Source organism: Blastococcus sp. CT_GayMR19 (assembly GCF_004570385.1).
GTDB lineage: Bacteria > Actinomycetota > Actinomycetes > Mycobacteriales > Geodermatophilaceae > Blastococcus_B.
This window is the reverse complement of record NZ_SPQL01000004.1, coordinates 302,383-327,796: the sequence shown is the minus strand read 5'-3', so window position 1 is coordinate 327,796 and position 25,414 is coordinate 302,383. Positions and strand designations below refer to the sequence as shown.

At 72.2% G+C, this 25,414-nt stretch carries 20 protein-coding genes and 1 tRNA gene; 5 read left to right on the top strand and 16 right to left on the bottom strand.

What is annotated here, in order from left to right; all coding sequences use genetic code 11:
• Positions 1-371 precede the first annotated feature (371 nt).
• Together E4P39_RS08495 and E4P39_RS08490 are read right to left on the bottom strand one after the other, a co-directional pair.
• Positions 372-2,498, bottom strand: a complete 2,127-nt coding sequence (locus E4P39_RS08495) for a hypothetical protein (RefSeq protein ID WP_135135945.1) — start codon at positions 2,496-2,498, stop codon at positions 372-374.
• Positions 2,495-2,779, bottom strand: a complete 285-nt coding sequence (locus E4P39_RS08490; protein WP_135135944.1) for a hypothetical protein — start codon at positions 2,777-2,779, stop codon at positions 2,495-2,497. Before E4P39_RS08490 ends, E4P39_RS08495 begins: the two co-directional genes overlap by 4 nt.
• Positions 2,780-2,931: 152 nt before the next feature.
• Between E4P39_RS08490 and E4P39_RS08485 the strand changes: the two genes are divergently transcribed.
• Complete coding sequence (locus tag E4P39_RS08485) at positions 2,932-3,363, top strand: Tad domain-containing protein (RefSeq protein WP_135135943.1); 432 nt, start codon at positions 2,932-2,934, stop codon at positions 3,361-3,363.
• 54 nt (positions 3,364-3,417) lie between these two features.
• On the opposite strand, the gene E4P39_RS08480 is transcribed toward E4P39_RS08485, so the two are convergent.
• Positions 3,418-3,499, bottom strand: a tRNA-Tyr gene (locus tag E4P39_RS08480).
• Between the two features lie 88 nt (positions 3,500-3,587).
• On the opposite strand from E4P39_RS08480, the gene E4P39_RS08475 reads away from it, so the two are divergent.
• A complete protein-coding gene (locus E4P39_RS08475) occupies positions 3,588-4,079 on the top strand; it encodes a YajQ family cyclic di-GMP-binding protein (protein ID WP_135135942.1) in 492 nt (163 codons plus the stop codon).
• Positions 4,080-4,233: 154 nt separating this feature from the next.
• Positions 4,234-5,202, top strand: a complete 969-nt coding sequence (locus E4P39_RS08470; protein ID WP_135135941.1) for a DUF559 domain-containing protein — start codon at positions 4,234-4,236, stop codon at positions 5,200-5,202.
• Between the two features lie 32 nt (positions 5,203-5,234).
• Here E4P39_RS08470 and htpX read toward each other — a convergent pair whose 3' ends face one another.
• A complete protein-coding gene (gene htpX, locus E4P39_RS08465; RefSeq protein WP_135135940.1) occupies positions 5,235-6,110 on the bottom strand; it encodes a zinc metalloprotease HtpX in 876 nt (291 codons plus the stop codon).
• A gap of 162 nt (positions 6,111-6,272) precedes the next feature.
• On the opposite strand from htpX, the gene E4P39_RS08460 reads away from it, so the two are divergent.
• Together E4P39_RS08460 and E4P39_RS08455 are read left to right on the top strand one after the other, a co-directional pair.
• Positions 6,273-8,237, top strand: coding sequence for a 2-oxoacid:acceptor oxidoreductase subunit alpha (locus tag E4P39_RS08460; protein ID WP_245159716.1), 1,965 nt, complete (start codon positions 6,273-6,275; stop codon positions 8,235-8,237).
• Positions 8,234-9,337, top strand: a complete 1,104-nt coding sequence (locus E4P39_RS08455; RefSeq protein ID WP_209306427.1) for a 2-oxoacid:ferredoxin oxidoreductase subunit beta — start codon at positions 8,234-8,236, stop codon at positions 9,335-9,337. The genes E4P39_RS08460 and E4P39_RS08455 overlap by 4 nt, the downstream gene beginning before the upstream one ends.
• 139 nt (positions 9,338-9,476) lie before the next feature.
• Here the strand turns inward: E4P39_RS08455 and E4P39_RS08450 are convergent, their stop codons facing one another.
• From E4P39_RS08450 to nuoF, 12 genes are read right to left on the bottom strand one after another with little or no spacing between them, the layout of a single operon-like run.
• Positions 9,477-11,057 carry an FAD-dependent monooxygenase gene (locus E4P39_RS08450; RefSeq protein WP_135135939.1) on the bottom strand — a complete coding sequence of 527 codons (1,581 nt, stop codon included), beginning with the start codon at positions 11,055-11,057 and terminating at the stop codon, positions 9,477-9,479.
• A gap of 52 nt (positions 11,058-11,109) precedes the next feature.
• On the bottom strand, positions 11,110-12,258 hold the full coding sequence (locus E4P39_RS08445; RefSeq protein WP_209306426.1) for a PQQ-dependent sugar dehydrogenase: 1,149 nt from the start codon (positions 12,256-12,258) through the stop codon (positions 11,110-11,112).
• Positions 12,259-12,274: 16 nt separating this feature from the next.
• Positions 12,275-13,330, bottom strand: a complete 1,056-nt coding sequence (locus tag E4P39_RS08440) for a polyprenyl synthetase family protein (RefSeq protein ID WP_135135938.1) — start codon at positions 13,328-13,330, stop codon at positions 12,275-12,277.
• The gene (gene nuoN, locus E4P39_RS08435; RefSeq protein ID WP_135135937.1) at positions 13,330-14,868 is read right to left on the bottom strand and encodes an NADH-quinone oxidoreductase subunit NuoN; all 1,539 of its coding nucleotides are present in this window, start codon (positions 14,866-14,868) and stop codon (positions 13,330-13,332) included. The genes E4P39_RS08440 and nuoN overlap by 1 nt, the downstream gene beginning before the upstream one ends.
• Positions 14,868-16,448: an NADH-quinone oxidoreductase subunit M gene (locus E4P39_RS08430; protein WP_245159715.1), complete on the bottom strand. Its 1,581-nt coding sequence runs from the start codon at positions 16,446-16,448 to the stop codon at positions 14,868-14,870. Before E4P39_RS08430 ends, nuoN begins: the two co-directional genes overlap by 1 nt.
• Before the next feature lie 28 nt (positions 16,449-16,476).
• A complete protein-coding gene (gene nuoL / locus E4P39_RS08425; protein WP_135135936.1) occupies positions 16,477-18,384 on the bottom strand; it encodes an NADH-quinone oxidoreductase subunit L in 1,908 nt (635 codons plus the stop codon).
• 10 nt (positions 18,385-18,394) lie between these two features.
• A complete protein-coding gene (gene nuoK, locus E4P39_RS08420) occupies positions 18,395-18,694 on the bottom strand; it encodes an NADH-quinone oxidoreductase subunit NuoK (RefSeq protein ID WP_135135935.1) in 300 nt (99 codons plus the stop codon).
• Complete coding sequence (locus E4P39_RS08415) at positions 18,691-19,527, bottom strand: NADH-quinone oxidoreductase subunit J (protein WP_135135934.1); 837 nt, start codon at positions 19,525-19,527, stop codon at positions 18,691-18,693. Before E4P39_RS08415 ends, nuoK begins: the two co-directional genes overlap by 4 nt.
• Positions 19,524-20,144 (bottom strand): NADH-quinone oxidoreductase subunit NuoI, encoded by a 621-nt coding sequence (gene nuoI / locus E4P39_RS08410; protein WP_135135933.1) that lies wholly within the window; start codon positions 20,142-20,144, stop codon positions 19,524-19,526. Before nuoI ends, E4P39_RS08415 begins: the two co-directional genes overlap by 4 nt.
• The gene (gene nuoH / locus E4P39_RS08405; protein WP_135135932.1) at positions 20,137-21,609 is read right to left on the bottom strand and encodes an NADH-quinone oxidoreductase subunit NuoH; all 1,473 of its coding nucleotides are present in this window, start codon (positions 21,607-21,609) and stop codon (positions 20,137-20,139) included. Before nuoH ends, nuoI begins: the two co-directional genes overlap by 8 nt.
• Positions 21,606-24,086 carry an NADH-quinone oxidoreductase subunit G gene (locus E4P39_RS08400; protein ID WP_209306425.1) on the bottom strand — a complete coding sequence of 827 codons (2,481 nt, stop codon included), beginning with the start codon at positions 24,084-24,086 and terminating at the stop codon, positions 21,606-21,608. Before E4P39_RS08400 ends, nuoH begins: the two co-directional genes overlap by 4 nt.
• Positions 24,083-25,411 (bottom strand): NADH-quinone oxidoreductase subunit NuoF, encoded by a 1,329-nt coding sequence (gene nuoF, locus E4P39_RS08395; protein ID WP_135135931.1) that lies wholly within the window; start codon positions 25,409-25,411, stop codon positions 24,083-24,085. Before nuoF ends, E4P39_RS08400 begins: the two co-directional genes overlap by 4 nt.
• Between the last annotated feature and the right edge of the window lie 3 nt (positions 25,412-25,414).

Below are 25,414 nucleotides of genomic sequence, written 5' to 3'. Positions count from 1 at the left end.
TTCTTGACCGAGAGCTCTACCGGATCAGGTCCAGCGGGACCCGCGCGTCCACCGCGAGCCGCGGGTCCACCGCGAGCCACGAACGTTGGAACCGGTCTGCGTGTTGCTTCCCATGACGCCTCCTCGGACATGCCTGACTGCTGAGTGCGGCAGTCACTTACGCGCGGGGGCAGAGCGTCGTTCGGTACGGACCGCGCTGGAGACATTGCTTCCCGTCACCCACACGAACAAGCACCGAAGATCACGGAGGAGTGACGGTCGCTCGCGTCGTCACTTTGCGTGATCAATACTAAACGTGAAGTCACCAGAACGAGTGAGGTCCCGACACGAACGGGTGTACGGGGCAGACACAGCGACGCGTCCGCTCCCTGTCAGTCGGACAGGCCGAACCTCTTCCGGAGGGCCCGGACGACCCCGGATTCGTCGACGGCCTTGCCGATCGCCTGATCCGCGAGTGCGTCCACCAACGGTTTCAGCCAGTCCGGCGGCGGCGATGCCGGAGGCTTCGGCGAGCCCAGGCTCTCCGCGGTGCGGACGTAGGCCGTGCCGGCCTCGTCGGCGACCTCGAGCGCGGCGGCGACGCCATGCGGGCTCAGCTGGGCGAGCACCATGTCTTCAGCGTCACCCCGATCAAGCCGCTTCCCGCGATCGGTTCCGTTTTCCCAGGTCCCGTCGGACCCGACCAGGATGGCGGCGTACCCCTCGACGAGCCCCGCCGCGGGACCGAACCGGCCCAGCACGAGGTTGGCAGCCAGGCCCCAGGTCCACGTCCACCAGGCTTCTGCGCGCTCTGCCGCATCCTGCGCCTCGAAGCCGTGGATCGCGTGGGCCAGTCGCTGCCCGTAATGCTGCACCGCGCCATAGGCGCCGGCTGCCGCGACGGCAGGGAGGGGACGATCCACGCCGGCCCCGTCCTGCGCGAGAAGCTCGGCCCGCACCTCGTCGAGCAGAGCCGACTCGACGATCACGGCCGCACCGCGGTCGAGGGTGAGGTACCCGAGCCCGCGCAGGACGTCCTCCTCGCTCCCACGCAGCCCGCCGCCGACGGCAGCCTGCAGCACATCGGTGATCACCGAGAGATGAGCGGCCGCTCCCTGCGCCAGTGACCTCGAGATCGCCGCCGCGATCTCCGGGCGCACGGTCCACTTCGCCGGGTCCCCCTCGTCGGACAGCCCAGCCGCGAGCCGCTCGAGACCCATCCGGACCGCCCCGTGACCGGCTGGTCCCGGCTCCGCACCGGCCAGGGCGACGACCGCACCGAGGGCCGCACCCCCGTCGCCCCAGAACCGGCTCAGGACCGTGTCCCAGACGTCGCGGTCGGCGAGCAGGCCGGCGGCGGGTCCCGACTCTCCACCAGCCACCAGGACGCTGAAGGCCAGCTCGACCGGATCCAGGGCGCGGGGATCCCAGTCGAGGGGAACGGCCCCGGCGCCTGCGGGCAGATCCTGCGCCCGTTCGCGTTCGAGGAGCTGCCGTGACCAGGCGGCGACCGTCTCCGGTCGAGGCGAACCCGCCCGAGGGCCGTCGACCGCAACCAGGAGCACGGCCGCGAGCCCGGCCGCGGCGACGTCCGGGTCGCCGAAGCGGTCGTCGACCGCGACGTAGGTGGCGGTCAGAACCTCCGCGACCGGGTCGTCGTCGCGACCGTTCGGAACCGCGGCACCGAAGGCCGCGGCCAGGACCTGCGCGAGGTCACTCGAGTCACCGTGGGCGTTGTAGCCGAGCGAGGCGAGCAGCCCCCGCACGCCGTCCACGCCCAGTCCGGTGAACAGTGCCCGCGCGAACGTCGCGGAGCCTGCGTACGCCAGGGCGCTGCCCGCCAGGACTGCCACCTCCCCGGGGGTCACCGGGCCTCCGGCCAGGGCACGGGCCAGTACAGCGCCACGACGGCGGAGCTCGGCGTCGCCCCACCCCGGGAGCTCAGCCGCCAGATGGGCGATCACCCGGCCGTCGTCCCCGGACCTGCCGGACCCCCCGACGATCGCGGACGCCTCGGCCAGCGCGCGGGCCGCCGCGGCCGCATCGTCGGCCACCTCCGCGAGGAGCCGGTCGTGCTCGCGCCGCCGTGCCGCCTCCGCGATCGCCAGCTCCTCTGCCACCGCTGCGGCCTCGGGAGGGACCGCGGTGAGGAAGTCGGGGATCTCCCGGAGCCGCGCACGGGCGATCAGGAAGTCCTCGTCCTGCTGTGAGCGGAGCACGGTCACCCGCTGCCGGGTCGACGTCAGCAGGTCGTGGTGGGCCCTCAACCGGTGCGCGGCAGCTGCAACGCCGCCGGACAGCTCCTCGGCCAGCGCGGCCACTACGCCCACCTGCGCCGTCGCCGCGGAGGCATCCGCTCCGCGCCAGTTCGGGGCCGTGGCGGCCGACGACGTCAGGCAGGTCCGGACGACCGCCAGCCGGTAGGCCGTCCCCGCGACGTCCTCGACGAAGTCCTCGAGAGCGGCGGGGTCGCCGGGGGGCATCTCGAGCGGGATCGGGTCCGGGACGACGACGGTCACGCCGCACGCGGCCGGCCGGCCGGCGCCACGATCACGGCGTCGAGGTGCACCCAGGAGTCGGCCACCGCGGCGACGGTGGAGCCGAGCCACCGGAGTTCACCGGCGAGGGCGAGCCCCGCCATCCGGTGGCAGTCGAGGAAGGCCTCGACGGCCGGCTGCAGGGTGCCGTTCACCTGGTGCGTGCCGTTCAGCCGGACGCCGATGACGTCCGCTTCCCCGGCCGCGTCCCGCAGGGTGGCGGCGAGGGCATGGACCTCGAGCGCCAGGATCTCGATGCTCATGCCCGGCAGTCTGCGGGCCGCCGCCGGACGCGCGCGGGCGTCGTCCACAGGCTCCGCGGCCTGGCGGGCCGCCACCCGATCGGGTGTCCACAGTGTCCACAACCGGTGTCCACAGGCCGTGGACAACCGGGCGGCGGCCTACGCTGCCCGGCGTGCACCAGGACCCGGAGGCGAGCGAGCGGGGCTCGACGCTGCCGTTCGTCCTCGTCTGCTGGACCGTGGCGGCACTGATGGCCTTCGGCGCGATCGCCGCCTCGGACGCGTTCCTCGAGCAACAGGAGGTCCAGTCGATCTGCGACGGCGCGGCGCTCGCCGCGGCCAATCGCACCGACGAGACCCTCGTCTACTCCGTCGGCGTCGGCAGCGAGCTGCCGCTCTCCCGGGCCGCGGCCCAGGCCGCCGTGGCCGACCAGCTGGCCGACGGCGGCACGGCGCTCGCGTCGTGGTCGGCGGAGACCGACGGGGCGGAGGTGACCGTCCGTTGCACCCGCTACGTGGAGATCGCCTTCGGCTGGCTGTTCCTCGGCGGGCAGCCGCTCGAGCGCACGGCGACGGCCGGCGCACGGGCGCCGACCCTTCCCTGACCGGACCGCAGACGGCCCCCGACCCAGGAGGGTCGGGGGCCGTCGTACCGGGCGTGGCGGGTGAAGGATTCGAACCTTCGTAGGCTAAGCCGACGGATTTACAGTCCGCTCCCATTGGCCACTCGGGCAACCCGCCGTGCGGTGGTACCGGGAAAGGATACAAGAACGGCGGACGCCGTCCCCGGAGCCCCGGGGGACGTCCGCTCACCGAAGGGACAACAACCATGGCCGACGCATCCTTCGACGTCGTGAGCAAGGTCGACCGCCAGGAGATCGACAACGCCCTCAACCAGGCGGGCAAGGAGCTGTCGCAGCGGTTCGACTTCCGCGGCACCAACGCCACCATCGCCTGGGCCGGCGAGGAGGGCGTCACCCTCCAGGCCGACACCGAGGAGCGGGTCGCCGCCGCGCTGGAGGTCTTCAAGGAGAAGCTCATCAAGCGCGGGATCTCGCTGAAGTCCCTGGACGCCGACGAGCCGCAGTCCTCCGGGAAGGTCTACAAGATCTCCGCCCGCATCAAGCAGGGCATCGAGTCCGACGTCGCCAAGAAGATCGCCAAGCTCATCCGCGACGAGGGCCCCAAGGGTGTGCAGGCCCAGATCCAGGGTGACCAGCTGCGGGTCAGCGGCAAGAAGCGGGACGACCTGCAGGCGGTCCAGCAGCTGCTGCGCGGCGCCGACCTCGACGTGGCGCTGCAGTTCGACAACTACCGCTGACGACCGGGGGCGACCCGCGAGTGCCCGGCGGCGCCGCTCCCCGGTGTCGCATTCCGCGCCCGCAATCCCGCATCTGTGTCCGGTGCCGCCGGGTTGTCCACAGCCCCTCGGGTGGTCGACCCCTCATCGGAGCGCCGCCAGCGAGGCTGTCGCGGTGCACGATCTCGCCGCGCTGCTCGGTCCGTCCGGGACCGCGTCGACCTCCGCGCTGGGCCGATCCGTCGACCGGACCACGGTGAGCCGGTGGCTCTCGTCCGGTCGGTTGGTCCGGCTGCATCCCGGCTGGGTGACGCTGTCCGAACTGGCGGAGGACTGGACGGTCCGCGCTCATGCGGCGGTCGGCTACACGGGCGGGGTGCTGAGTCACATGAGTGCGCTGGCGGTCCACGGCCTCCTCGACGAGCCAGTGACCCGCCTGGACGTCACCGTCCCTGCGGACCGGCGACTGCGCAGCGGCCGGCGGCTTCGCGTGTACCGCAGCACCCGCCCGTGCGGCGCCGTCCGCGTCAGCGGCCTTCCCGTCACCTCGGTGGCGCGGGCGCTCGTGGACACCTGGGGAGCGGCGCACCGGATCCGCTCCATGCGGGGCGTCGACTCGGTTGCGCGGGACCTGGTGTTCCGGGCGACCCGTCGCGGTGGAGCGACGACTGCCGGCATCGAGGCGGAACTCGCCGCGCGGCCCGAGCTACCCGGGCGGGCGGCACTCACGGAGCTGCTCGGACTCGTCGCGGCCGGTTCCCAGAGCGAACTGGAGATCCGCGGCCTGCGCGACGTCCTCACCGTCCCCGGTCTGCCGGCACCCCACCTGCAGTACCGGGTGGACCTGCCCGGCGGGCCGGTGCGACTGGACGCCGCATGGCCGGAGCTGAAGATCGCGGTGGAGTTCGACGGCGCAGCGTTCCACGGCAGCCTCGGCGCCCGCGAGCGCGATCTCCGACGGGACGCTGCCCTCGCTGCCCTGGGCTGGGTGGTGCTCCGGTTCGGCTACCGGGATGTCACCCGGCGACCCGAGGTGTGCCGGGCACAGATCGCGGCCACCTACCGGCACCGGCTGAGCATTGCTCCTGGACGCGGCATTCGGACCGCCGAAATGCCGCGTCCCGGAGCGATGCCAGGGCGCTGAAGCGATGCCAGGGCGCTGAGCAGCAGCCGGGTCTAGCGCTGGCCGAGGTCGCGGGCCATCCCCTCGAGCCGGGCGATGCGCTCGGGCATCGGGGGGTGGCTCGCGAACAGCGAGGCCATGCCCTGGCCGCGGAACGGGTTGGCGATCATCAGGTGGCTCTGGGTGACGAGCCGGTCGTCCTGCGGCAGCGGCAGGGCGGTGGCGCCCCGTTCGATCTTGCGCAGCGCGCTCGCGAGGGCGAGCGGGTCCTGGGAGAGCGCGGCCCCGGTGGCGTCGGCCTGGAACTCGCGGCTGCGGCTGACCGCCATCTGCACCAGGCCGGCGGCCAGCGGCCCCAGCAGCATGAGCAGCAGCCCGCCGAGCAGATTGCCGCCGCCGCGGTCCTCCGAGCGCCCGCCGAACAGCGACGCGAACATCGCCATGTGCGCCAGGTAGGTGATCACCGTGGCCATGGCACCGGCGACCGAGCTGATCAGGATGTCGCGGTTGTAGACGTGCGAGAGCTCGTGCGCGAGCACTCCGCGCAGCTCCCGGCGGTCCAGCAGCTCGAGGATCCCCTGCGTGCAGCAGACGGCGGCGTTCCGCGGGTTGCGTCCGGTCGCGAACGCGTTGGGCTGGGCCGTGGGGCTCACGTACAGGCGCGGCATCGGCTGGCGCGCCTCGGTGGCCAGCTCCCGCACGATCGCGAACAGCTGCGGCGCCTGCGTCTCGGTGATCGGGAACGCCCGCATCGCGCGCAGGGCCAGCTTGTCGGAGTTGAACCACGCGTAGCCGTTCATCCCGAGCGCGATCACCAGGGCGACGAACAGTCCGGTGCGCCCGCCGATCAGTGCACCGGCGCCGAGAACGAGCCCGCCCATCAGCCCCAGGAGGAGGGCCGTCTTGAGTCCGTTGGTCCAGCGCTGCACGCCCCGTCCAACGCGACCACCGGGGGCGCCGTTCCCCGCGCCTCCCCTGTCGGAATGACGAGCGCAACCGCCCGGTTGGGGGTCGCGAGATCATCGTGTCTGGATCAACACCCCGGCCGCGGACACACAGACGTAATGTCGACCGGTGGAGGTAGACCACTGATGACGAACACCAAGCCGACCCTCGCGGTCGATCCGGGCGCGATCGCGGCGCCGCACGCCTCGACCGGGGGCCTCGTCAAGACCGTCGTCGAACTCGACCGCGTCGTCATCCGGCTCGCCGGCGACTCGGGCGACGGCATGCAGCTGACCGGCAACCGGTTCACCAGCGAGACGGCGTCCTTCGGCAACGACCTGTCGACCCTGCCGAACTTCCCGGCCGAGATCCGGGCGCCGACGGGCACGCTGCCGGGCGTCAGCTCATTCCAGCTGCACTTCGCCGACCACGACATCATGACGCCGGGCGACGCCCCCGACGTCCTCGTGGTGATGAACCCGGCCGCGCTCAAGGCCAACCTCGCCGACCTGCCCGGCGGTGGCCTGCTGATCGCCGACTCCGACGAGTTCACGCCCCGGAACCTGGCGAAGGTCGGCTACGCGAGCAATCCGCTCGAGGACGGCTCGCTGGAGGGCTGGCAGCTGGTCAGCGTGCCGCTCACGAGCATGACCCTCGACGCGCTCAAGGACTCCGGGCTGGGGAAGAAGGAGGCCGAGCGCTCGAAGAACATGTTCACCCTCGGGCTGCTCTCCTGGATGTACCACCGCCCCACCGAGGGCACGATCCGCTTCCTCGAGCGCACGTTCCGCCGCAAGCCGGAGATCGCCGCGGCCAACATCGCCGCGTTCCGCGCGGGCTTCAACTACGGCGACACCACCGAGGCCTTCGCGGTCTCCTACGAGATCAAGCCGGCCCCGATGGCCCCGGGCCGGTACCGCAACATCTCCGGCAACACGGCGCTGTCCCTCGGGCTGGTCGCGGCCGGGCAGCGCTCCGGCCTGCCGGTGTTCCTCGGCGCCTACCCGATCACCCCGGCGTCGGACATCCTCCACGAGCTGTCCAAGCACAAGGCCTTCGGCGTCCGGACGTTCCAGGCGGAGGACGAGATCGCCGGCATCGGCGCGGCCATCGGCGCGTCCTTCGGGGGGGCGTTGGGCATCACGACGACGTCCGGCCCGGGCGTCTCGCTCAAGTCCGAGGCCATCGGGCTGGCCGTGATGACCGAGCTGCCGCTGGTGATCGTCGACGTCCAGCGTGGCGGGCCCTCCACCGGCCTGCCCACGAAGACCGAGCAGTCGGACCTGCTGCAGGCCATGTTCGGCCGCAACGGGGAGGCGCCGGTGCCGGTCATCGCGCCGAAGTCCCCCGGCGACTGCTTCGACGCCGCCATCGAGGCCTGCCGGATGGCCCTGACCTACCGGACGCCGGTGATCCTGCTGTCCGACGGCTACCTGGCCAACGGCGCCGAGCCGTGGGCGATCCCGGACGTCGACACGCTGCCGGACCTCCGGGTCGATTTCGCGACGGCGCCCAACGGCGAGGACGGCGAGTTCCTCCCGTACCTGCGGGATCCCGAGACGCTGGCCCGACCGTGGGCCGTCCCGGGCACCGCCGGCATGCAGCACCGGATCGGTGGCCTGGAGAAGGCCGACAAGACCGGCAACATCTCCTACGACCCGGTCAACCACGACTTCATGGTCCGCACCCGCCAGGCGAAGATCGACGGCATCGCGGCCGGCCTGCCGCCCACCGAGGTCGACGACCCGGACGGCGACGCCACCGTCGCCGTCATCGGCTGGGGCTCCACGTACGGGCCGATCGGTGCCGCCTGCCGGCGGATCCGCCGCTCCGGCCGGTCCGTCGCGCAGATCCACCTGCGGCACATCAACCCGATGCCCAGCGATCTGGGTGACGTCCTGCGCCGCTACGACCGGGTGGTGTGCCCCGAGATGAACCTCGGCCAGCTCGCCATGCTGCTGCGGGCCCGGTACCTGATCGACATCGAGAGCCACACCCAGGTCCGCGGCCTGCCGTTCCGGGCAGCGGAGCTCGCGGCCGTGCTCCAGGACGCCATCGACTCCACCCACGGCGCCCCCCTGGGCGCCGACGCCACCGGAGGCGCGGAATGACCACCCTTCCCACCCACGTGCACGACCTCGGCATGCCCGGCGGGGGCCCCATCGCCGCCGCCATCGCGCAGTCGGTCGAGTCCCACGGCCCCAAGCAGACCGAGCTCAAGGCCAAGGACATGAAGACCGACCAGGAGGTGCGCTGGTGCCCCGGGTGCGGTGACTACGTCATCCTCAACGCGGTCCAGAGCTTCCTGCCGACCCTCGGGATCGCCCGCGAGGACATGGTGATCGTGTCCGGGATCGGCTGCTCCTCCCGGTTCCCGTACTACCTGAACACCTACGGGATGCACTCGATCCACGGGCGGGCGTCGGCGATCGCGACCGGCCTGGCCGCGTCGCGCCCCGACCTGTCGGTCTGGGTCGTCACCGGCGACGGCGACGCGCTGTCCATCGGCGGCAACCACCTGATCCACGCGCTGCGGCGGAACGTCAACATGACGATCCTGCTGTTCAACAACCGGATCTACGGGCTGACCAAGGGCCAGTACTCCCCCACCTCCGAGGTCGGGAAGGTCACCAAGTCGACGCCGATGGGCTCGATCGACGCCCCGTTCAACCCGGTGTCACTGGCCCTGGGGGCCGATGCCACGTTCGTCGGGCGGGCGATGGACTCCGACCGCAAGGGCCTCACCGAGGTCCTGCGGCAGGCGGCCGAGCACCAGGGCACCGCGCTGGTGGAGATCTACCAGAACTGCAACATCTTCAACGACGGTGCGTTCGACCTGCTCAAGGAGCCGGCCACCGGCACGCAGTGGACGATCCCGCTCGTGCAGGGCGAGCCGCTGGTGTTCGGTCCGGACGGCGCCTCCTGCGTCGTCCAGGACGACTTCGGCGGGCTGCGGATCGCCGAGACCAACCAGGTCGACCCGGCCGAGATCGTCGTCCACGACGCGGAGCGGGAGAACCCCGCCTACGCGTTCGCGCTGTCCCGGCTCTCCAGCCAGGACCTCCGGTACACCCCGATGGGCGTCTTCCGGTCGGTCCAGAAGCCGACCTACGACGCGATGATGGCCGAGCAGCTCGACGTCGCCCGGGCCGAGCGGGCGCCCGACCTCGACGCGCTGCTCGTCGGCAACGACACCTGGACGGTGCAATAACACTGCGATCCTCCGGATCGCACCGCGGCCAATTGCCGTCCCCGACGGCGTTGAGCCGCTTCGTCGCGCCTGCGCGGAGACCCTTCGGGCCTCCACTCGGCGCGACAAGGCCGGTGGTAAAGGCCGGTGATGACGAGTCTCAGTCCCTCCCGGTCACCGTCCGCAGCACCGCTTCCGGGTCGGCGGGCGCCTCGTCCCCCACCCAGACCACGTACTGGTCCGGACGGACGAGGATCAGCCGGGAGCCGTAGGCGGTCCGGCCGTCGGCGTAGGTGTCCCGGACGACGGTGAGCGGCACGCCCGCGGCTGCGGCGGCCTCCTCGAACGCGGTCACCCCCGCGGGATCGGCGTCCCAGGCCAGGAGGGTGAAGCCCCGGCCGAGCTCCTCGAAGACGTTGCGCCCCGAGGACAGCTCCTGCGGCGGCAGATGGTGTCCGGCGCGGGCGGTGAACGTGTGCTCGCCGTGCGCGCTGATGACGGCGCCCGGCGGCCCGACGACGACCGGGGAGCCCTCGTAGTGCGGCTCGAAGTTGCCCAGCCGGCGGCCGAACTCCTTGCACTGCTCCGCCCACCGGCGCTCGAACTCCGTGCGGTCGACCGCCGGGTTGTACCGCTCGAGGAACGCCCGGTCGTCCCGGATCCAGCCGCCGATGATGTCCTCGCCGACGTCCCGGAAGATCGCCTGCCGCTCCAGGCTGTAGGACTCGGCCAGCTGGTCGCCGCCCCAGCCCTCCAGGACGGCGGCCAGCTTCCAGCCGAGGTTCGCGGCGTCCTCCAGCCCGTTGTTCAGCCCGAAGCCGCCGTAGGGCGGGTGGGTGTGCGCCGCGTCCCCGGCGATGAAGGCGCGGCCTGCGCGGTACCGCTGGGCGACCTGGACCCGCAGGTCCCAGAACCCGACGTGGTCGATCTCGAGGGCGAACGGGAAGCCGGCCGCCCGGTGCAGCAGCGCGGCAGCGTCGAAGTTCTCGGCCGTGGTCCCCGGCGGCACGGGCGCGTGGAAGAAGAACTCCTCGCCCACGTCGACCCGACCGAAGAACATCCAGTAGCCCTTGAGGTCGGGGTGCATCACGCGGTACGTGGAGCGGTCGGGGAACCGCTTCAGGGCCTCGTGCAGCTCGGCGGAGCGGAAGACGACGAGGGACACCAGCTCGTCGAAGTCGGTGCCGTGCCGCTCGATGTCGGCCTGCTCGCGGACGAGGGAGTGCCCGCCGTCGCAGCCCACGACGTAGTCCCCCTCGAGCACCTCCCGGACGCCGTCCTGCTCGATCACGACGCGGACCCCGTCGGCGTCCTGCTCGACCTCGGTGGCCTTCCAGCCGAACCAGGACGTCACCGTCGGCAGTTCCGCCATCCGCCGCCGGAGGACCTCCTCGGTCCGGTACTGCGGCAGCCGCTCGTTGGCCTGGAAGTAGAAGGACTTGACGACCTCGCGCGAGGGAGCCGCCTGCCAGAACTCGCCCAGCAGGTTCTCGTAGACGGTGACCTGGCCGATCGGATGCGCCTTGGCCGACATCCCGCGGGCGCGGATCTCGTCGGCAACTCCCCAGAACCACATGTGCTCGAGGGTGCGCTGGGCCAGCCCCTGCCCCTTCGGGACGCTCGACAGCTGCGTGCGGCGCTCGATCACCGCGCACGACACCCCGCGCAGTCCGAGGTCGACGGCCAGGGCGACCCCGACCGGGCCGCCGCCGACGATGATGACCTGTGTCCGCTCCGCCATGCGTCGAATCTATCGGTCTAATGGTCTGGCCGTTAGCCGGGTCGGCCCGTGTTCAGCTCCGTGGGGTGATCCGCAGCAGGCGGTCGGCGTTGCCGCCGTTGTCCGTGGTGACGTACAGGAGACCGTCGACGCCCTGCAGGACACTGCGGATCCGGCCGAGGGCGCCGTCGAGCTCCGGCACCCGGAACTGCTCGACCAGTGCGCCGCCGTCGTCCAGGCGCAGGGCGAGGACGCCCTGCGCCTTCAGCAGCCCGACGAGCAGCAGACCGTCGTAGGCACCCCACTGCGCGCCGTCGAGGAACGCCGCGCCACTGGTGGCCAGGGTCGGCCGCCCCGACGACCACACCGCCGGGATCGCCCCGGCGATCGACTCGTCGGTCATCGGCACGCTCTCGTCGTAGCTGCCGTTCCCGTCGGGATCCCAGCCGTAGTTCCCACCCGGCTGGAGCAGGTTCACCTCGTCGTCCACGTCGGGGCCGTGCTCGACGGCGAAGACCTGTCCGCTGCCGGGGCGGATCGCGAGCCCCTGCACGTTGCGGTGGCCGAGCGTCCAGACCTCCCGCTCGCCGCTGGCCGGGTCGACGCGCAGCACCTTGCCGCCGAGCGAGCGGGGGTCCTGCGCAACGTCCCCGCGGGCGGTGTCGCCCGTGCCGACGAGCAGGACCCCGTCGGGCTCGAAGCGCAGCCGGCACCCGCCGTGACGCCCGGAATCCCCGTTCAGGGGGAGGCCGTCGACCAGGGGGTCCGCGACGCGGGTGGCCGAGGCCCAGTCGGCCGAGATCGTCCAGCCGACCACGGCGATGGACCCGTCGCGGACGCCCTGACAGCTGTAGAGCCGCCGGTTCTCCGCGAACCCCGGGTCGAGCGCCAGCCCCATGAGGCCGGTCTCCCCCCGGGCGAAGAGGTCCCCGAAGTCCGCCTCGACCGCCCGGACGGTGCCGTCCGGGAGCACCGCGGTGAATCCGCCGGCCCGCTCGTCCACGAGCAGCGTGCCGTCGGGCGCCTGGACGACGTCCCACACGTGATCGAGCCCGTCGACGACGACCGAGACGTCGAGTGCGGGCGCGGCCGGCGGCGGGCTCGGCGGCGCGGCCGAGGCAGGCGGTTCCGGAGGGGCGGCCTGCAGGCCGCCGCCGGACTCCGCCGCGGTGCAGCCGGCGATCAGCAGGGCAGCGGCGATCAGGCCGGGAAGGGTCCGCACTCCCCCAGGATGCGCCTCAGCTGGTGCGGGTGACCACGTAGTCGCACAACGCCGACAGCGCGTCGCGGACCTCACCAGGGGGAACGCCGTCCAGCCGGGCCCGGGCGCGGTCGGCGTACTGGCCGAGGACCTCGGCGGCCCGGGCCAGTCCGTTCGACGCGCGCAGCAGGGCGAGTGCCTCGGCGTGGTCGGCGTCGTCGGTCACGGGGGCCGACACCAGCTCCCGCAGCCGCGCGTCCGCCGGGTCGTCGTCCGCCAGCACGAACAGCGCCGGCAGGGTGGCGATGCCCTCCCGCAGGTCGGTGCCCGGCAGCTTCCCCGAGGCGCCGCCCTCGCTGAGGATGTCGAGCAGGTCGTCGGAGATCTGGAAGGCGACCCCGACCTCCTCGCCGAACGCCGTCAGCGCGGCGACCAGCGACTCGTCGACGCCGGCGAAGCTCGCGCCGAACCGGGCGGAGGTGGCGACCAGGGACCCGGTCTTGTCCGCGAGGACGCCGAGGTGGTGGGTCACGGGGTCCGCACCGGGCTGCGGGCCCACGGTCTCGCGGATCTGACCGGTGACCAGCCGCTCGAAGGTCTGCGCCTGGATGCGCACGGCCTCGGGACCGAGATCCGCGAGCAGGTTCGAGGCCCGGGCGAACAGCAGATCCCCGGTGAGGATGGCGATGCTGTTGGACCAGCGGCTGTTGGCGCTCGGGGCGCCGCGGCGCACGGCGGCCTCGTCCATCACGTCGTCGTGGTACAGCGTCGCGAGGTGGGTCAGCTCGCACACGACGGCCGCGCGGGTCACCTGGGGCGCCCTCGCGTCCCCGAGCTGGGCGGACAGCAGGGCCAGCATCGGCCGGAACCGCTTGCCGCCGGCGGCCATCAGGTGCCCGGCCGCCTCACGGACGAACGGGTGCTCGCTGCCGACGGCGGCGGTCAGCTCCGCCTCCACGCCGGCCAGCCCCTCGGCCAGCGCATTGCCCAGCTCTCCCTCGGGGAGCCAGGGTCCGATGGTCGACGCCGGAGTGGAGATCCGGTGCCGTTCCTCGGTGGAAGTGCCCTCGACTGCGGCACGGGCTCCGGTCATCAACCGACGAACTTAGCCGCCCGCTCGGCGAGGTCGAGCACCGACCCGGGCAGGACGCCGAGCGCGAGGGTGGCCGTGGCCGTGACCGCGAGGACGATCGTCGTCGGCAGCCCGGGCACGCCGACGGTGGGACCGTCCGCCGCGGGCGGCGAGAAGTACATCAGCACGATGACCCGCAGGTAGAAGAACGCCGCCACCGCGCTGGCCAGCAGGGCCACCAGCACCAGCGGCCAGGCCCCCTGCTCGATGGCCGCCCGGAAGACGGCGAACTTCCCGGTGAAGCCGGCGGTGAGGGGGATGCCGGCCAGCGCGAGCAGGAAGAGGCCCATCACCGCGGCCGTCAACGGGGAACGCGCCGCCAGGCCCGCCCACTGCGACAGGTGCGACGCCTCGCCGTCGCCGTCGCGGACCAGCGTGAGGACGGCGAAGACACCGATCGTGGTGATCCCGTAGGCCAGCAGGTAGAACATCGTGGCCGCCAGGCCCGACCCCTCGCCGCCGGCGCCCAGACCGAGAACGCCGGTGAGGAGGAACCCGGCGTGCGCGATCGAGGAGTAGGCGAGCATCCGCTTGAGGTCGGTCTGGGTGAGCCCCAGGACGGCGCCGACGACCATGGAGACGATGGCGACCCCGTAGATCAGCGGCCGCCAGGTCCACTCGGCGGTGCCGAAGGCGACGTAGAGCAGCCGCAGGATGGCCCCGAACGCGGCGACCTTCGTGCAGGCCGCCATGAACGCGGTCACCGGGGTGGGCGCTCCCTGGTACACGTCCGGCGTCCAGGTGTGGAACGGCGCCACGCTGGCCTTGAACAGCAGGCCGACGACGAGCAGAGCGAGGCCGAGCACGAGGAGGAGGTCGGTCCCCTCCGCGAGGTTGGCCTCGCGGATGTCGCGCAGCCGGACGCTGCCGGTGGCCCCGTAGACCAGGGCCAGCCCGTAGAGGAAGAACGCCGAGGCGAACGCCCCGAGCAGGAAGTACTTGACCGCCGCCTCCTGCGAGAGCAGCCGGCGCCGGCGGGCCAGTCCGCTGATCAGGTACAGGGGCAGGCTGAGCACCTCGAGGGCGACGAACATGATCAGCAGGTCGTTCGACGCGACGAAGAGCATCATGCCGCCGATGGCGAAGGTCGCCAGCGGGTAGACCTCGGTCTGCACCCGCTCGGAGGTGGCGAGCTCGCGGTCCCGCGGGCTGCCCGCCGGGACGGCCGCGGAGGTCACGAAGGCCGACCGGGCCGGGTCGAGTGCGCGCTCGGCGAAGAGCAGCAGCGCGAGCGCGCCGAGCCCGGCGATCGTCGCCTGGAGGAACAGCGCGGCGCCGTCGACGGCGAGCGCGCCGGCCGCGGTGACCTCGCCGCGGCCGGCCAGGAGCAGGGTGCAGACCAGTCCGCCCAGGGTGCCGACGAGGGCGACGGCGACCTGCACGGGGTGCCGGCTGTCCCGCGGCCAGAACGCCTCGATCAGCACGCCGACACAGGCGGCGCCGAAGACGAAGAGCAGCGGGGCGAGGGCGGCGAGGGAGAGGTCAGGGGCCTCGATCATCAGTCGGACCCTCCGAGGTCGCTCATGGTGGCCGCGACGGCCGGTTCGATCAGGTTCAGCAACGGCTGGGGATACACGCCCAGCACGATGATCAGCGCGACCAGCGGGGCGACGATCGCCAGCTCACGCCGGTCGAGGTCGAGCACCCGCAGCGACCGCTTCGGCGCGGTGAGGGTGGCCGTCGCGCCGTGCCCGGCCGGAGCGGGCGGCTCGACGTCGTCGGCGAGCAGCACCCCGCGGGCCGGGCCGTGCATGGTGCGCTGGTACATCAGCAGGATGTAGAGGGCGGCCAGGATGATCCCGGCGGTGGCCAGGATCGTGAAGACCGGACGGGTCGGGAACGAGCCGATCAGCACGAGGAACTCGCTGACGAAGCTGTTGGTCCCGGGGAGCGCCAGGGAGGCCAGACCGGCGAGCAGGAACGCGCCGGCCAGCAGCGGCGCCTTGGCCGCGACGCCGCCGTAGTCGCCGATCTGCCGGGAACCGCCGCGGGCGATCAGCATGCCGACGACGAGGAACAGCAGGCCCGTCGCGATGCCGTGGTTGACCATGTAGAGCACCGCACCGGTGCCCGCCTCGGTCGTGAACGCGAAGATGCCCAGCGCGATGAACCCGAAGTGCGAGATCGACGTGTAGGCGACCAGCCGCTTCATGTCGCTCTGGCCCATCGCCAGCAGCGCGGCGTAGAGGATGCCGGCCACCGCGAGCACGAGCACGAACGGCGCGAAGTACCGCGAGGCGTCGGGGAACAGCGGCAGGCAGTACCGCAGGAAGCCGAAGGTGCCGACCTTGTCGAGGACGCCGACCAGCAGCACCGCCCCGCCGATCGGCGCCTCGGAGCCGGAGTCCGGCAGCCAGGTGTGGAACGGCACCAGCGGGGCCTTGATCGCGAAGGCGATGAAGAAGCCGAGGAACAGCAGCTTCTGCACGCCCGGGTCGATCTCCAGCCCGCGCAGCGCGTCGAAGGCGAACGTGCCCTCGCCGAGCTGGCTGTTGCTCACCACGTACAGCCCGATGACGGCGGCCAGCATGATTAGCCCGCCGACCAGGCTGTAGAGGAAGAACTTCACCGCGGCGTACTGCCGGCGCGGGCCGCCGAAGCTCCCGATGATGAAGTACATCGGGACGAGCATCGCCTCGAAGAAGACGTAGAAGAGGAAGACGTCGGTGGCGGCGAAGACACCCACCATGAACGCCTCGAGCAGCAGCAGCCAGGCGAAGTACGCCGTCATCGACCGCCCGCCGGGCAGCTCGTCACGCCACGAGGCGCCGACGACCACCGGCACGAGCACGCCGATCAGCAGCAGCATCACCAGGGCGATGCCGTCCACCCCGAGCGCGAACTGCACGCCGAAGTCGGGGATCCAGGGCACGGCCATGCCGAGCTGGAACCGGTCGCCGCCGACGTCGAAGGCCGCCGTCGCCAGCACCGCCAGCAGGAGCACCACCAGGCTGATCCCCAGGGACACCTGCTTCGCCAGGAGGTCGCGGCCCTTCGGCAGCGCCGCGACGACGGCCGCGCCGATCGCGGGCACCGCGATCATCAGCAGCAGGAACGGGAAGTCCGTCACAGGGAGCACGCCTTTCGACCCGACAGGTTGGAAGTGCTCATCCGGCCGTCACCGCCAGCAGGGCGCCGGCGACCAGCACGGCGCCGCCGAGCATCCCGAGTGCGTAGGACCGGACGAAGCCGGTCTGGGCCCGGCCCAGCCGCGACGACGAACCGCCGAGGGTCGCCGCCAGCCCGTTGACCGCGCCGTCCACCCCGCGGTTGTCGACGAACACCAGCGCGCGCGTCAGCCACTGGCCGGGGCGCATGAACAGGGATTCGTTGACCGTGTCGGCGTACAGCGCGTTGCGCGCGGCCCGCGTGACCGGGGAGACCCGCACGGGCGCCGTCACCGGGATCTCGCGGCGGCCGACGAACAGCCAGGCGAGCGCGATGCCCAGCAGCGACACCACCGTCACGATCAGCAGGACGGTGGCCGGGGCGATCACGTGCGCGGCCTCCTCCGGCTCCCCGAACACCGGTGCCATCCAGTCCGACAGCGGGAACGCCGAGACGAGCAGGAAGCCGGACGCCACCGAGCCGACGGCCAGCACGATCATCGGCAGCGTCATCACCACGGGCGACTCGTGCGGGTGGACGCCGTCCTCCCACCGCGGCCGGCCGAAGAAGGTCATCAGCATCAGCCGGGTCATGTAGAACGCGGTCAGCCCGGCGCCCAGCACCGCGATGCCGGCGAGCAGGTAGCCGAACGTGTCGTGGCGGTCCAGCGCCGCCTCGATGATGGCGTCCTTGGTGAAGGCACCGGCCAACGGCCAGATCCCGATCAGCGCGAGGTAGCCGAGGCCGAACGTCGCGAACGTGATCGGCATCTTCTTCCAGAGCCCGCCGTACCGGCGCATGTCCACCTGGTCGTTCATGGCGTGCATGACCGACCCGGCGCCCAGGAACAGGCCGGCCTTGAAGAAGCCGTGCGCGTACAGGTGCGCCAGGCCCGCCACGTACCCGGCCGGGCCGAGACCCACGGCGAGGAACATGTAGCCGATCTGGCTGACCGTCGAGTACGCCAGCACCTTCTTGATGTCGTCGTACGCGCAGCCGGCGATCGCCCCGATCAGCAGGGTCAGCGCGCCGACCGCCAGGACGACGGTGCGCGCGGTCGGCGTCTCGTCGTAGATCGGCGAGCAACGGGCGATGAGGTAGACGCCGGCGGTGACCATGGTCGCGGCGTGGATGAGCGCGGAGACGGGGGTGGGGCCCTCCATGGCGTCCGGCAGCCACGCCTGCAGCGGGAACTGACCGGACTTGCCGCACGCGCCGAGCAGGAGCAGCAGCCCGATCGCGGTGACCGTGCCGCCGGCCACGGTGCCGATCTCGCCGAAGACGCCGGCGTAGTCCGTCGTCCCGAGCTGGGCGAACATCAGGAAGATCGCGAGGGCCAGGCCGACGTCGCCGACCCGGTTCATGATGAACGCCTTCTTGGCCGCCGTGGCGGCCGCCGGGCGGGTGTACCAGAACGCGATCAGCAGGTACGACGCGAGACCGACGCCCTCCCAGCCCACGTAGAGCGCCACGAAGCTGTTGCCGAGGACCAGCAGCAGCATCGCCGCGACGAACAGGTTCAGGTAGGCGAAGAACCGGCGGCGGCCGTCGTCGTGCGCCATGTAGCCGATCGAGTAGATGTGGATCAGCGAGCCCACGCCGGTGATCAGCAGGACGAACGCGGCCGACAGCGGGTCGTAGAGCAGCCCGGCCCGGATGTCGAGGTCGCCGGAGGAGATGAAGGTGAACAGGTCGACCGACACCGACTTCTCGTCCAGACCGGCCAGCTGGAAGGTGCACAGCAGGCCGACCACGAACGAGGCGACCACGGTCGCGGTGCCCAGCAGGTGGCCCCACCGGTCGGTGCGCCGGCCGCCCAGCAGCAGCACCGCGGCGCCGGCGAGCGGCAGCGCGATCAGCAGCCAGGACCAGCCGAGCAGCCCCTCGGCGGGAAGAGTCTCAGACACGTAGTCCCCGTCAGTACTTGAGCAGGTTGGCGTCGTCGATCGACGCGGACCGGCGGGTCCGGTAGATGGACATGATGATGGCGAGGCCCACGACGACCTCGGCCGCCGCGACGACCATGACGAAGAACGCCATGATCTGGCCGTCGATGGTGCCGGTGGCCCGGGCGAAGGTCACCAGGGTCAGGTTCACCGAGTTGAGCATCAGCTCGACGCACATGAACACGACGATGGCGTTGCGGCGGACGAGCACGCCGACCGCGCCGATGGTGAACAGGATCGCGGCCAGCACCAGGTAGTACGTCAGTGTCATGACTGCCTTCCCGGGATGCCGCTGGGCGTGCCGTCGGTCGTGCCCAGCGCCGCGTCCGGGGAGCCGAGTTGCTCACGGCCGGTGGGGCGCGGCATCTGGTCGGGCAGCTGGACCTCGGTGCCGGTGGCGAAGCTGGACTCGGCGAGCGACCCGTCGGGACGCAGGGCAGGGGCGGCCACCGAGTTGGCCCGCGCGAAGACGCCCGGCCCGGGATGGGTCTGCGGCCGGTCGGTGAGGAAGCGGGCCCGCGACAGCTCCTTCTGGGTGCGCCGGGTGCCGGGCTCGCGCTCGATGTGGGCCAGGATCATGGCGCCGACGGCGGCGGTGATCAGCAGCGCGCTGGTCACCTCGAAGGCGAGCAGGTACTTGGTGAACAGGAGCTCGGAGACGGCCGGGATGTTGCCCTCGGCCTGCGCCCCGGCCAGACCGATCACCGGGAGGTCCTGGGTGGCCCGGGCGATGCCGGCGCCCACCAGCGCGGCGAAGCCGACGCCGAGGACGGTGGCGGCGATCCGCTGCCCCCGCAGCGTCTCGACCACCGAGTCCGACGAGTCGCGGCCGACCAGCATCAGCACGAAGAGGAAGAGGATCATGATCGCGCCGGTGTAGACGATGATCTGCACCGCGCCGAGGAACGGCGCCTCCTGGACGACGTAGAAGACGCCGAGGCACAGCATCGTGGTGACCAGCCACAGCGCGGAGTGCACCGCGTTGCGGCTGAAGACCATGCCGAGGGCACCGGCGAGCGCGAGCGGCCCGAGCACCCAGAAGACGACGGTCTCCCCGCCGCTGAGCTGCACGGTGGTGTCCGCCGCGGCGGCGACCAGGCTCATACCCGCTCCCCCGTGACCGGCTCGGCCGGCGAGGAGCCCGGCACCCGCAGGTAGTAGTCCTTCTCGTCGTCCCCCAGCCGCATGGGGTGCGGCGGGGCCTCCATGCCCGGCAGCAGCGGAGCCATGAGCTGCTCCTTGGTGTAGATCAGGTCGCGGCGGTTGTCGTCGGCGAGCTCGAAGTCGTTGCTCATCGTCAGCGAGCGGGTCGGGCAGGCCTCGATGCACAGCCCGCAGAAGATGCAGCGCAGGTAGTTGATCTGGTAGACCGCGCCGTACCGCTCACCGGGCGAGTACCGGGCGTCCTCGGTGTTGTCCCCGCCCTCCACGTAGATGGCGTCGGCCGGGCAGGCCCAGGCGCACAGCTCGCAGCCGACGCACTTCTCCAGCCCGTCGGGATGCCGGTTGAGCACGTGCCGGCCGTGGTAGCGCGGCTTGGTCACCTTGGGTTCGAACGGGTACTGCTCCGTGGTCACCTTGCGGAAGATCTGCGCGAAGGTGACGCCGAAGCCCTGCGTCGCGGTCGGCATCAGGCTGTCCCGCACGGCCGGCCGCGAGCCGCGTCCCGGGGACCGCTCGACCTCTCCGCCCGAACGGCGCGCGGGGGTGTTCTCAGACATCGCCGTCCTCCTGGAGGGTGCTGGTGGACCCGCGCCGGCCGGTGCCGACGACGCCACCGGAGGGAGCCACCGGTTCCCGCCCGCGCAGCCGTGGGGACGGCGGCACCTTCAGGTCCATCGGCGGGATGGGGAACCCGCCCTCGGCCCGGCTCGGGCCGGTGGTGGGCCGGTGACGGGGACCTGCGGCGGGCAGGACCTCGACCTCCGGCTGGGTGGGGTGGTTGGACCCGGCGGCGGCCTCGGCTGCGGCCAGCCGGGTGTCGCGCTGGGCGACGCGGCCGGCGAGGAACAACCCGAGCAGCACCAGCACGGCGATCGGGAGGCCGACGTAGAGCGCCACCTCACCGGTGGAGAGCTCGGCCTCCCGGGCCACGGTGCGCATCGTCGCGACGACGAGGATCCAGACCAGCGCGACGGGGACGAGCACCTTCCAGCCGAAGTGCATGAACTGGTCGTAGCGCAGCCGGGGCAGGGTGCCGCGGAGCCAGATGAAGATGAAGAGCGCGACGACCACCTTGAGGAAGAACCACAGCAGCGGCCACCAGCCGGTGTTCGCGCCGTCCCAGATGGAGATCGGCCACGGCGCGCGCCAGCCGCCGAGGAAGAGCGTCGCGGCCAGCGCCGAGACGGTGACCATGTTGATGTACTCGGCCAGGAAGAAGAGCGCGAACTTCAGCGACGAGTACTCCGTGTGGAACCCGCCGACGAGCTCGCTCTCGGCCTCGGCGAGGTCGAAGGGCGCGCGGTTGGTCTCGCCGACCACGGCGATCACGTAGATGACGAAGGAGACCGGCAGCAGCACCGCGAACCAGCTCGGGCCGGTGAACTCCCAGCCGAAGAAGGACAGCTGGTTGCCGTCGGCCTGCGCCGCCACGATCTCCGACGTCGACATCGAGCCCGAGTAGAGGAAGACCGCGACGATCGACAGGCCCATCGCGATCTCGTAGCTGACCATCTGCGCGGCGCTGCGCAGGCCGCCGAGCAGCGGGTACGTCGAGCCCGAGGCCCAGCCGGCCAGCACGATGCCGTACACGCCCATCGCCGAGCAGGCGAGGATCACCAGGACGCCGATGGGGGCATCGGTGAGCTGCAGCGGCGTGCGCTCGCCGAAGATGCTGACCGTCGGCCCGAGCGGGATCACCGAGAAGGCGACGAACGCCGGGATGCAGGCGATCACCGGGGCCAGGAAGTACACCGGCTTGTCGGCCAGCGCCGGCATGATGTCTTCCTTGAACGCCAGCTTGAGCCCGTCGGCCAGGCTCTGCAGGTAGCCGCGCGGCCCGACCCGGTTGGGGCCGATCCGCTGCTGCATGCGGGCGACGACCTTGCGCTCGAACACGATGGCGAACAGCGTCAGCAGCACCAGGACGGCGAAGATCCCGACGACCTTGATGAGCACGATCCACCAGACGTCGTGCCCGAAGTCCTCCAGCGTCGGCTGGTTCGCGGTCGCGAGGACGGTCACGCGGCACCTCCGGTCGGGGTCGCGGCCGAGAGCCGCACGACGCCGCCCGGGCCGGTGCCCAGGTGGGTGCGGACCTCGCTGCCCGGTGACCTCATCGGCAGCCAGACCACCCGGTCGGGCATGGGGGTGATCCGCACCGGCAGGGTGACCGACCCGATCTCACCGCTCACGGTCAGCCGGTCGCCGTCGACGAGGCCGAGGCGGGCGGCCGCCTCGACGCCGAGGCGGGCCACCGGCGGCCGCGCGGTGCCGGCGAGCTCGGGCTCGTCGCGCTGGAGCGTGCCGGAGTCGAGCAGCTGCCGCCAGGTCGCGAGCAGGGCCTCGTCGTCGCGGAGGGACGGCGCGGGCTCGGGCGCCACGTCCAGCCCGACGCCCTCGCCGGGACGGCGGACCACCCCGAGCGCGGCGAGCTCGGCCCGCGCGGCCTCGGGGGCCGGCAGGCGCAGGTCGACGTCCATCTCGTCGGCGAGGCCCTGGAGCACCCGGCCGTCGGGCAGCTGCCCGGTGCCGTGCAGCGTGGCGTCGAAGGACCGCACCCGGCCCTCCCAGTCGAGGTAGCTGCCGGCCTTCTCCGCGGCCGCGGCGACCGGGAGGACGACGTCGGCCCACTCGGTGACCGCGCTCGGGAACATCTCGAGGCTCACCACGAAGCCGGCCGAGGCCAGCGCCGCCTCGGCGAGGGACGGGTCGGGCAGGTCCGCGGGGTCGACGCCACCCACGAGGAGGCCGGACAGCCGCCCGTCGCGCACGGCGGTGAGGATGCCGGTGGTGTCGCGGCCGGGGGCCGAGGGCAGGGCCGTCGGGTCCAGGTTCCACAGGGCGGCCACGTCGGCGCGGGCGGTGGCGTCGGCGACACCACGGCCGCCGGGCAGCAGGTTGGGCAGCGCGCCCGCCTCGACGGCGCCGCGCTCCCCGGCCCGCCGCGGCACCCAGGCCACCCGGGCACCGGTCGCGCGTGCGAGCGCCAGGAGGGCGGAGAACGCGCCGGGCACCTCGGCCAGCCGCTCGCCGGCGAGCACCACGGCGCCGGGCAGGCGCAGGGCCGCCACGGCCGGTCCGCCCCAGCTGCCGTCCGCGAGCGCGCGCAGGGACTGCGCCTCCGCACCGGGCAGGGTGGCCAGCACGGTGGCCTGCAGCTTCTCCCCGGCGCGCGTGAGGAACGGCGCGAGGTCGAAGACCGGCAGTCCCTTCGTGCGCACCGCGCGGCGCAGCCGGAGGAAGACGATCGGCGACTCCTCCTCGGGCTCGAAGCCGGCCAGGAGGACGGCGGAGGCGTTCGAGAGGTCGTCATAGGTCACCGCGCCGGTGGCAGGGCTCGTGCCGGCGACCGTGGCGGCGAGGAACGCCGCCTCCTCGCCCGAGTGCGCGCGGGCCCGCGCGTCGACGTCGTTGGTGCCCAGCGCCACCCGCGCGAACTTGGCGTAGGCGTAGGCGTCCTCGACGGTCAGCCGGCCACCGGGCAGGACGCCGACCCCGCCGTCGTCACGCGCGGCGAGCAGGCCGGCCGCGGCGACGGCCCAGGCCTCGGGCCAGGACGCGGGCTGCAGCTCGCCGTCCCGCCGGACCAGCGGCGTGGTGAGCCGGGCGTTCGCGGTGACGTAGCGGAACGCGTAGCGACCCTTGTCGCAGTTCCACTCCTCGTTGACCGCGGGGTCCTCGCCGGCGAGCCGACGGGTGACCTTGCCGCGGCGGTAGTCGGTGCGCTGGGCGCAGCCGGACGCGCAGTGCTCGCAGACGCTGGGCTCGCTGCGCAGGTCGAACGGGCGGGCGCGGAAGCGGTACTGGGCGCTGGTCAGGGCGCCGACCGGGCAGATCTGGGTGGTGTTGCCCGAGAAGTAGGACTCGAACGGCTCGTCCTCGTAGATCGCGACCTGCTCCAGGGCGCCGCGCTCGAACAGCTCGATGAACGGGTCGCCGGCGACCTGCTGGGAGAAGCGGGTGCAACGGGCGCAGAGCACGCAGCGCTCGCGGTCCAGCAGGACCTGGGAGGAGATCGGCAGCGGCTTCGGGTAGGTGCGCTTGACGTCGACGAACCGGCTCTCGGTGCGGCCGTTGCTCATCGCCTGGTTCTGCAGCGGGCACTCGCCACCCTTGTCGCAGACCGGGCAGTCGAGCGGGTGGTTGATGAGCAGCAGCTCCATGGTGCCCTGCTGGGCCTTGTCGGCCTGCGGGCTCGTGAGCTGCGTCTGCACGACCATGCCGTCGGTGACCGGCATGGTGCAGGAGGCGACCGGCTTGCGCTGGCCCCCGACCTCGACCAGGCACTGCCGGCAGGCGCCGACGGGCTCGAGCAGCGGGTGGTCGCAGAACCGCGGGATCTGGACGCCGATCTGCTCGGCGGCCCGGATGATCAGCGTGCCCTTCGGAACGGCGACCTCGAACCCGTCGATCGTGCAGTGGACGGCGTCCGGAGGCGTGTGCGGACCGGGCGTACCGGGCGGCACCGCCGGCGCCGGGCCGGGAGTTACGAGGGTCACGAGGCAACCTTCACGGGCTCGATGCGGAGGGTGCGGCCGAGCCGGGCCTGCTCCTCCGGGGGCAGCAGGGCGACGTAGTCGTCCTTGAAGTACTTCAGCGAGCTGGTGATGCAGCTCGTGGCACCGTCACCGAGCGCGCAGAACGAGCGGCCCAGGATGTTGTCGCAGGTGTCGACCAGGACGTCGAGGTCCTGGGCGGTGCCGCGGCCGTGCGCGATCCGCTCCAGGATCTGGACCAGCCAGTAGGTGCCCTCCCGGCACGGGGTGCACTTGCCGCAGCTCTCGTGGGCGTAGAACTCGGTGAACCGCAGGGTGGCCTCGACGATCGAGTCGGTCTCGTCGAACACCATGAGCGCGGTCGTGCCGAGCATCGAGCCCGCCGCCGCGACCGAGTCGAAGTCCAGCGGGACGTCGAGGTGCTCGGCGGTGAAGTACGGCGTCGACGAGCCGCCCGGCGTCCAGAACTTCAGCTCGTGCCCGGGGCGGACGCCACCGGCCATCTCCAGGAGCTCGCGCATCGTCGTCCCCATGGGGGCCTCGTACTGGCCGGGGCGAACGACGCGGCCCGAGAGCGAGTAGATCTTGGGCCCGGGCGACTTCTCCGGACCGAAGTCCTTGAACCAGTCGGCGCCGCCGCGGACGACGAACGGCACGCTGGCCAGTGTCTCGACGTTGTTGATGACGGTCGGCGCACCGTAGAGGCCGGCCACCGCGGGGAACGGCGGCTTGAGCCGGGGCTGGCCCCGGTAGCCCTCGAGCGAGTCGAGCAGCGCCGTTTCCTCGCCGCAGATGTAGGCGCCCGCGCCGGCGTGCACGACCAGCTCCAGGTCGTAGCCGGAGCCCAGGATGTCGGTGCCGAGGTACCCGGCGGCGTAGGCCTCCTCGACGGCGCTCATCAGCCGGCGGTGGGCGTGCACGGCCTCACCGCGGACGTAGATGACCGCGAAGTGCGAGCGGATGGCGTACGCCGAGATGATCACGCCTTCGACGAGCGAGTGCGGGTCGACCATCATCAGCGGGAGGTCCTTGCACGTGCCCGGCTCGCCCTCGTCGGCGTTGACCACGAGGTACTTGGGCAGGGCCGCGGGACCGGTCGGGGTCTCCCCCGGCTTCGGCTGCGGGATGAAGCTCCACTTCATGCCGGTGGGGAAGCCGGCACCACCGCGGCCGCGCAGACCGGAGTCCTTGACCATCGTCACGAGCGCGTCGGGCTGCATGCGCAGCGCCGTCCTCAGGGCGGTGTAGCCCTCGAGCCGCTCGTACGTGGACAGCCGCCAGGACTGGTCGGCGCCCCAGCGGGACGTGAGCACAGGAGTGAGGGGCATCGT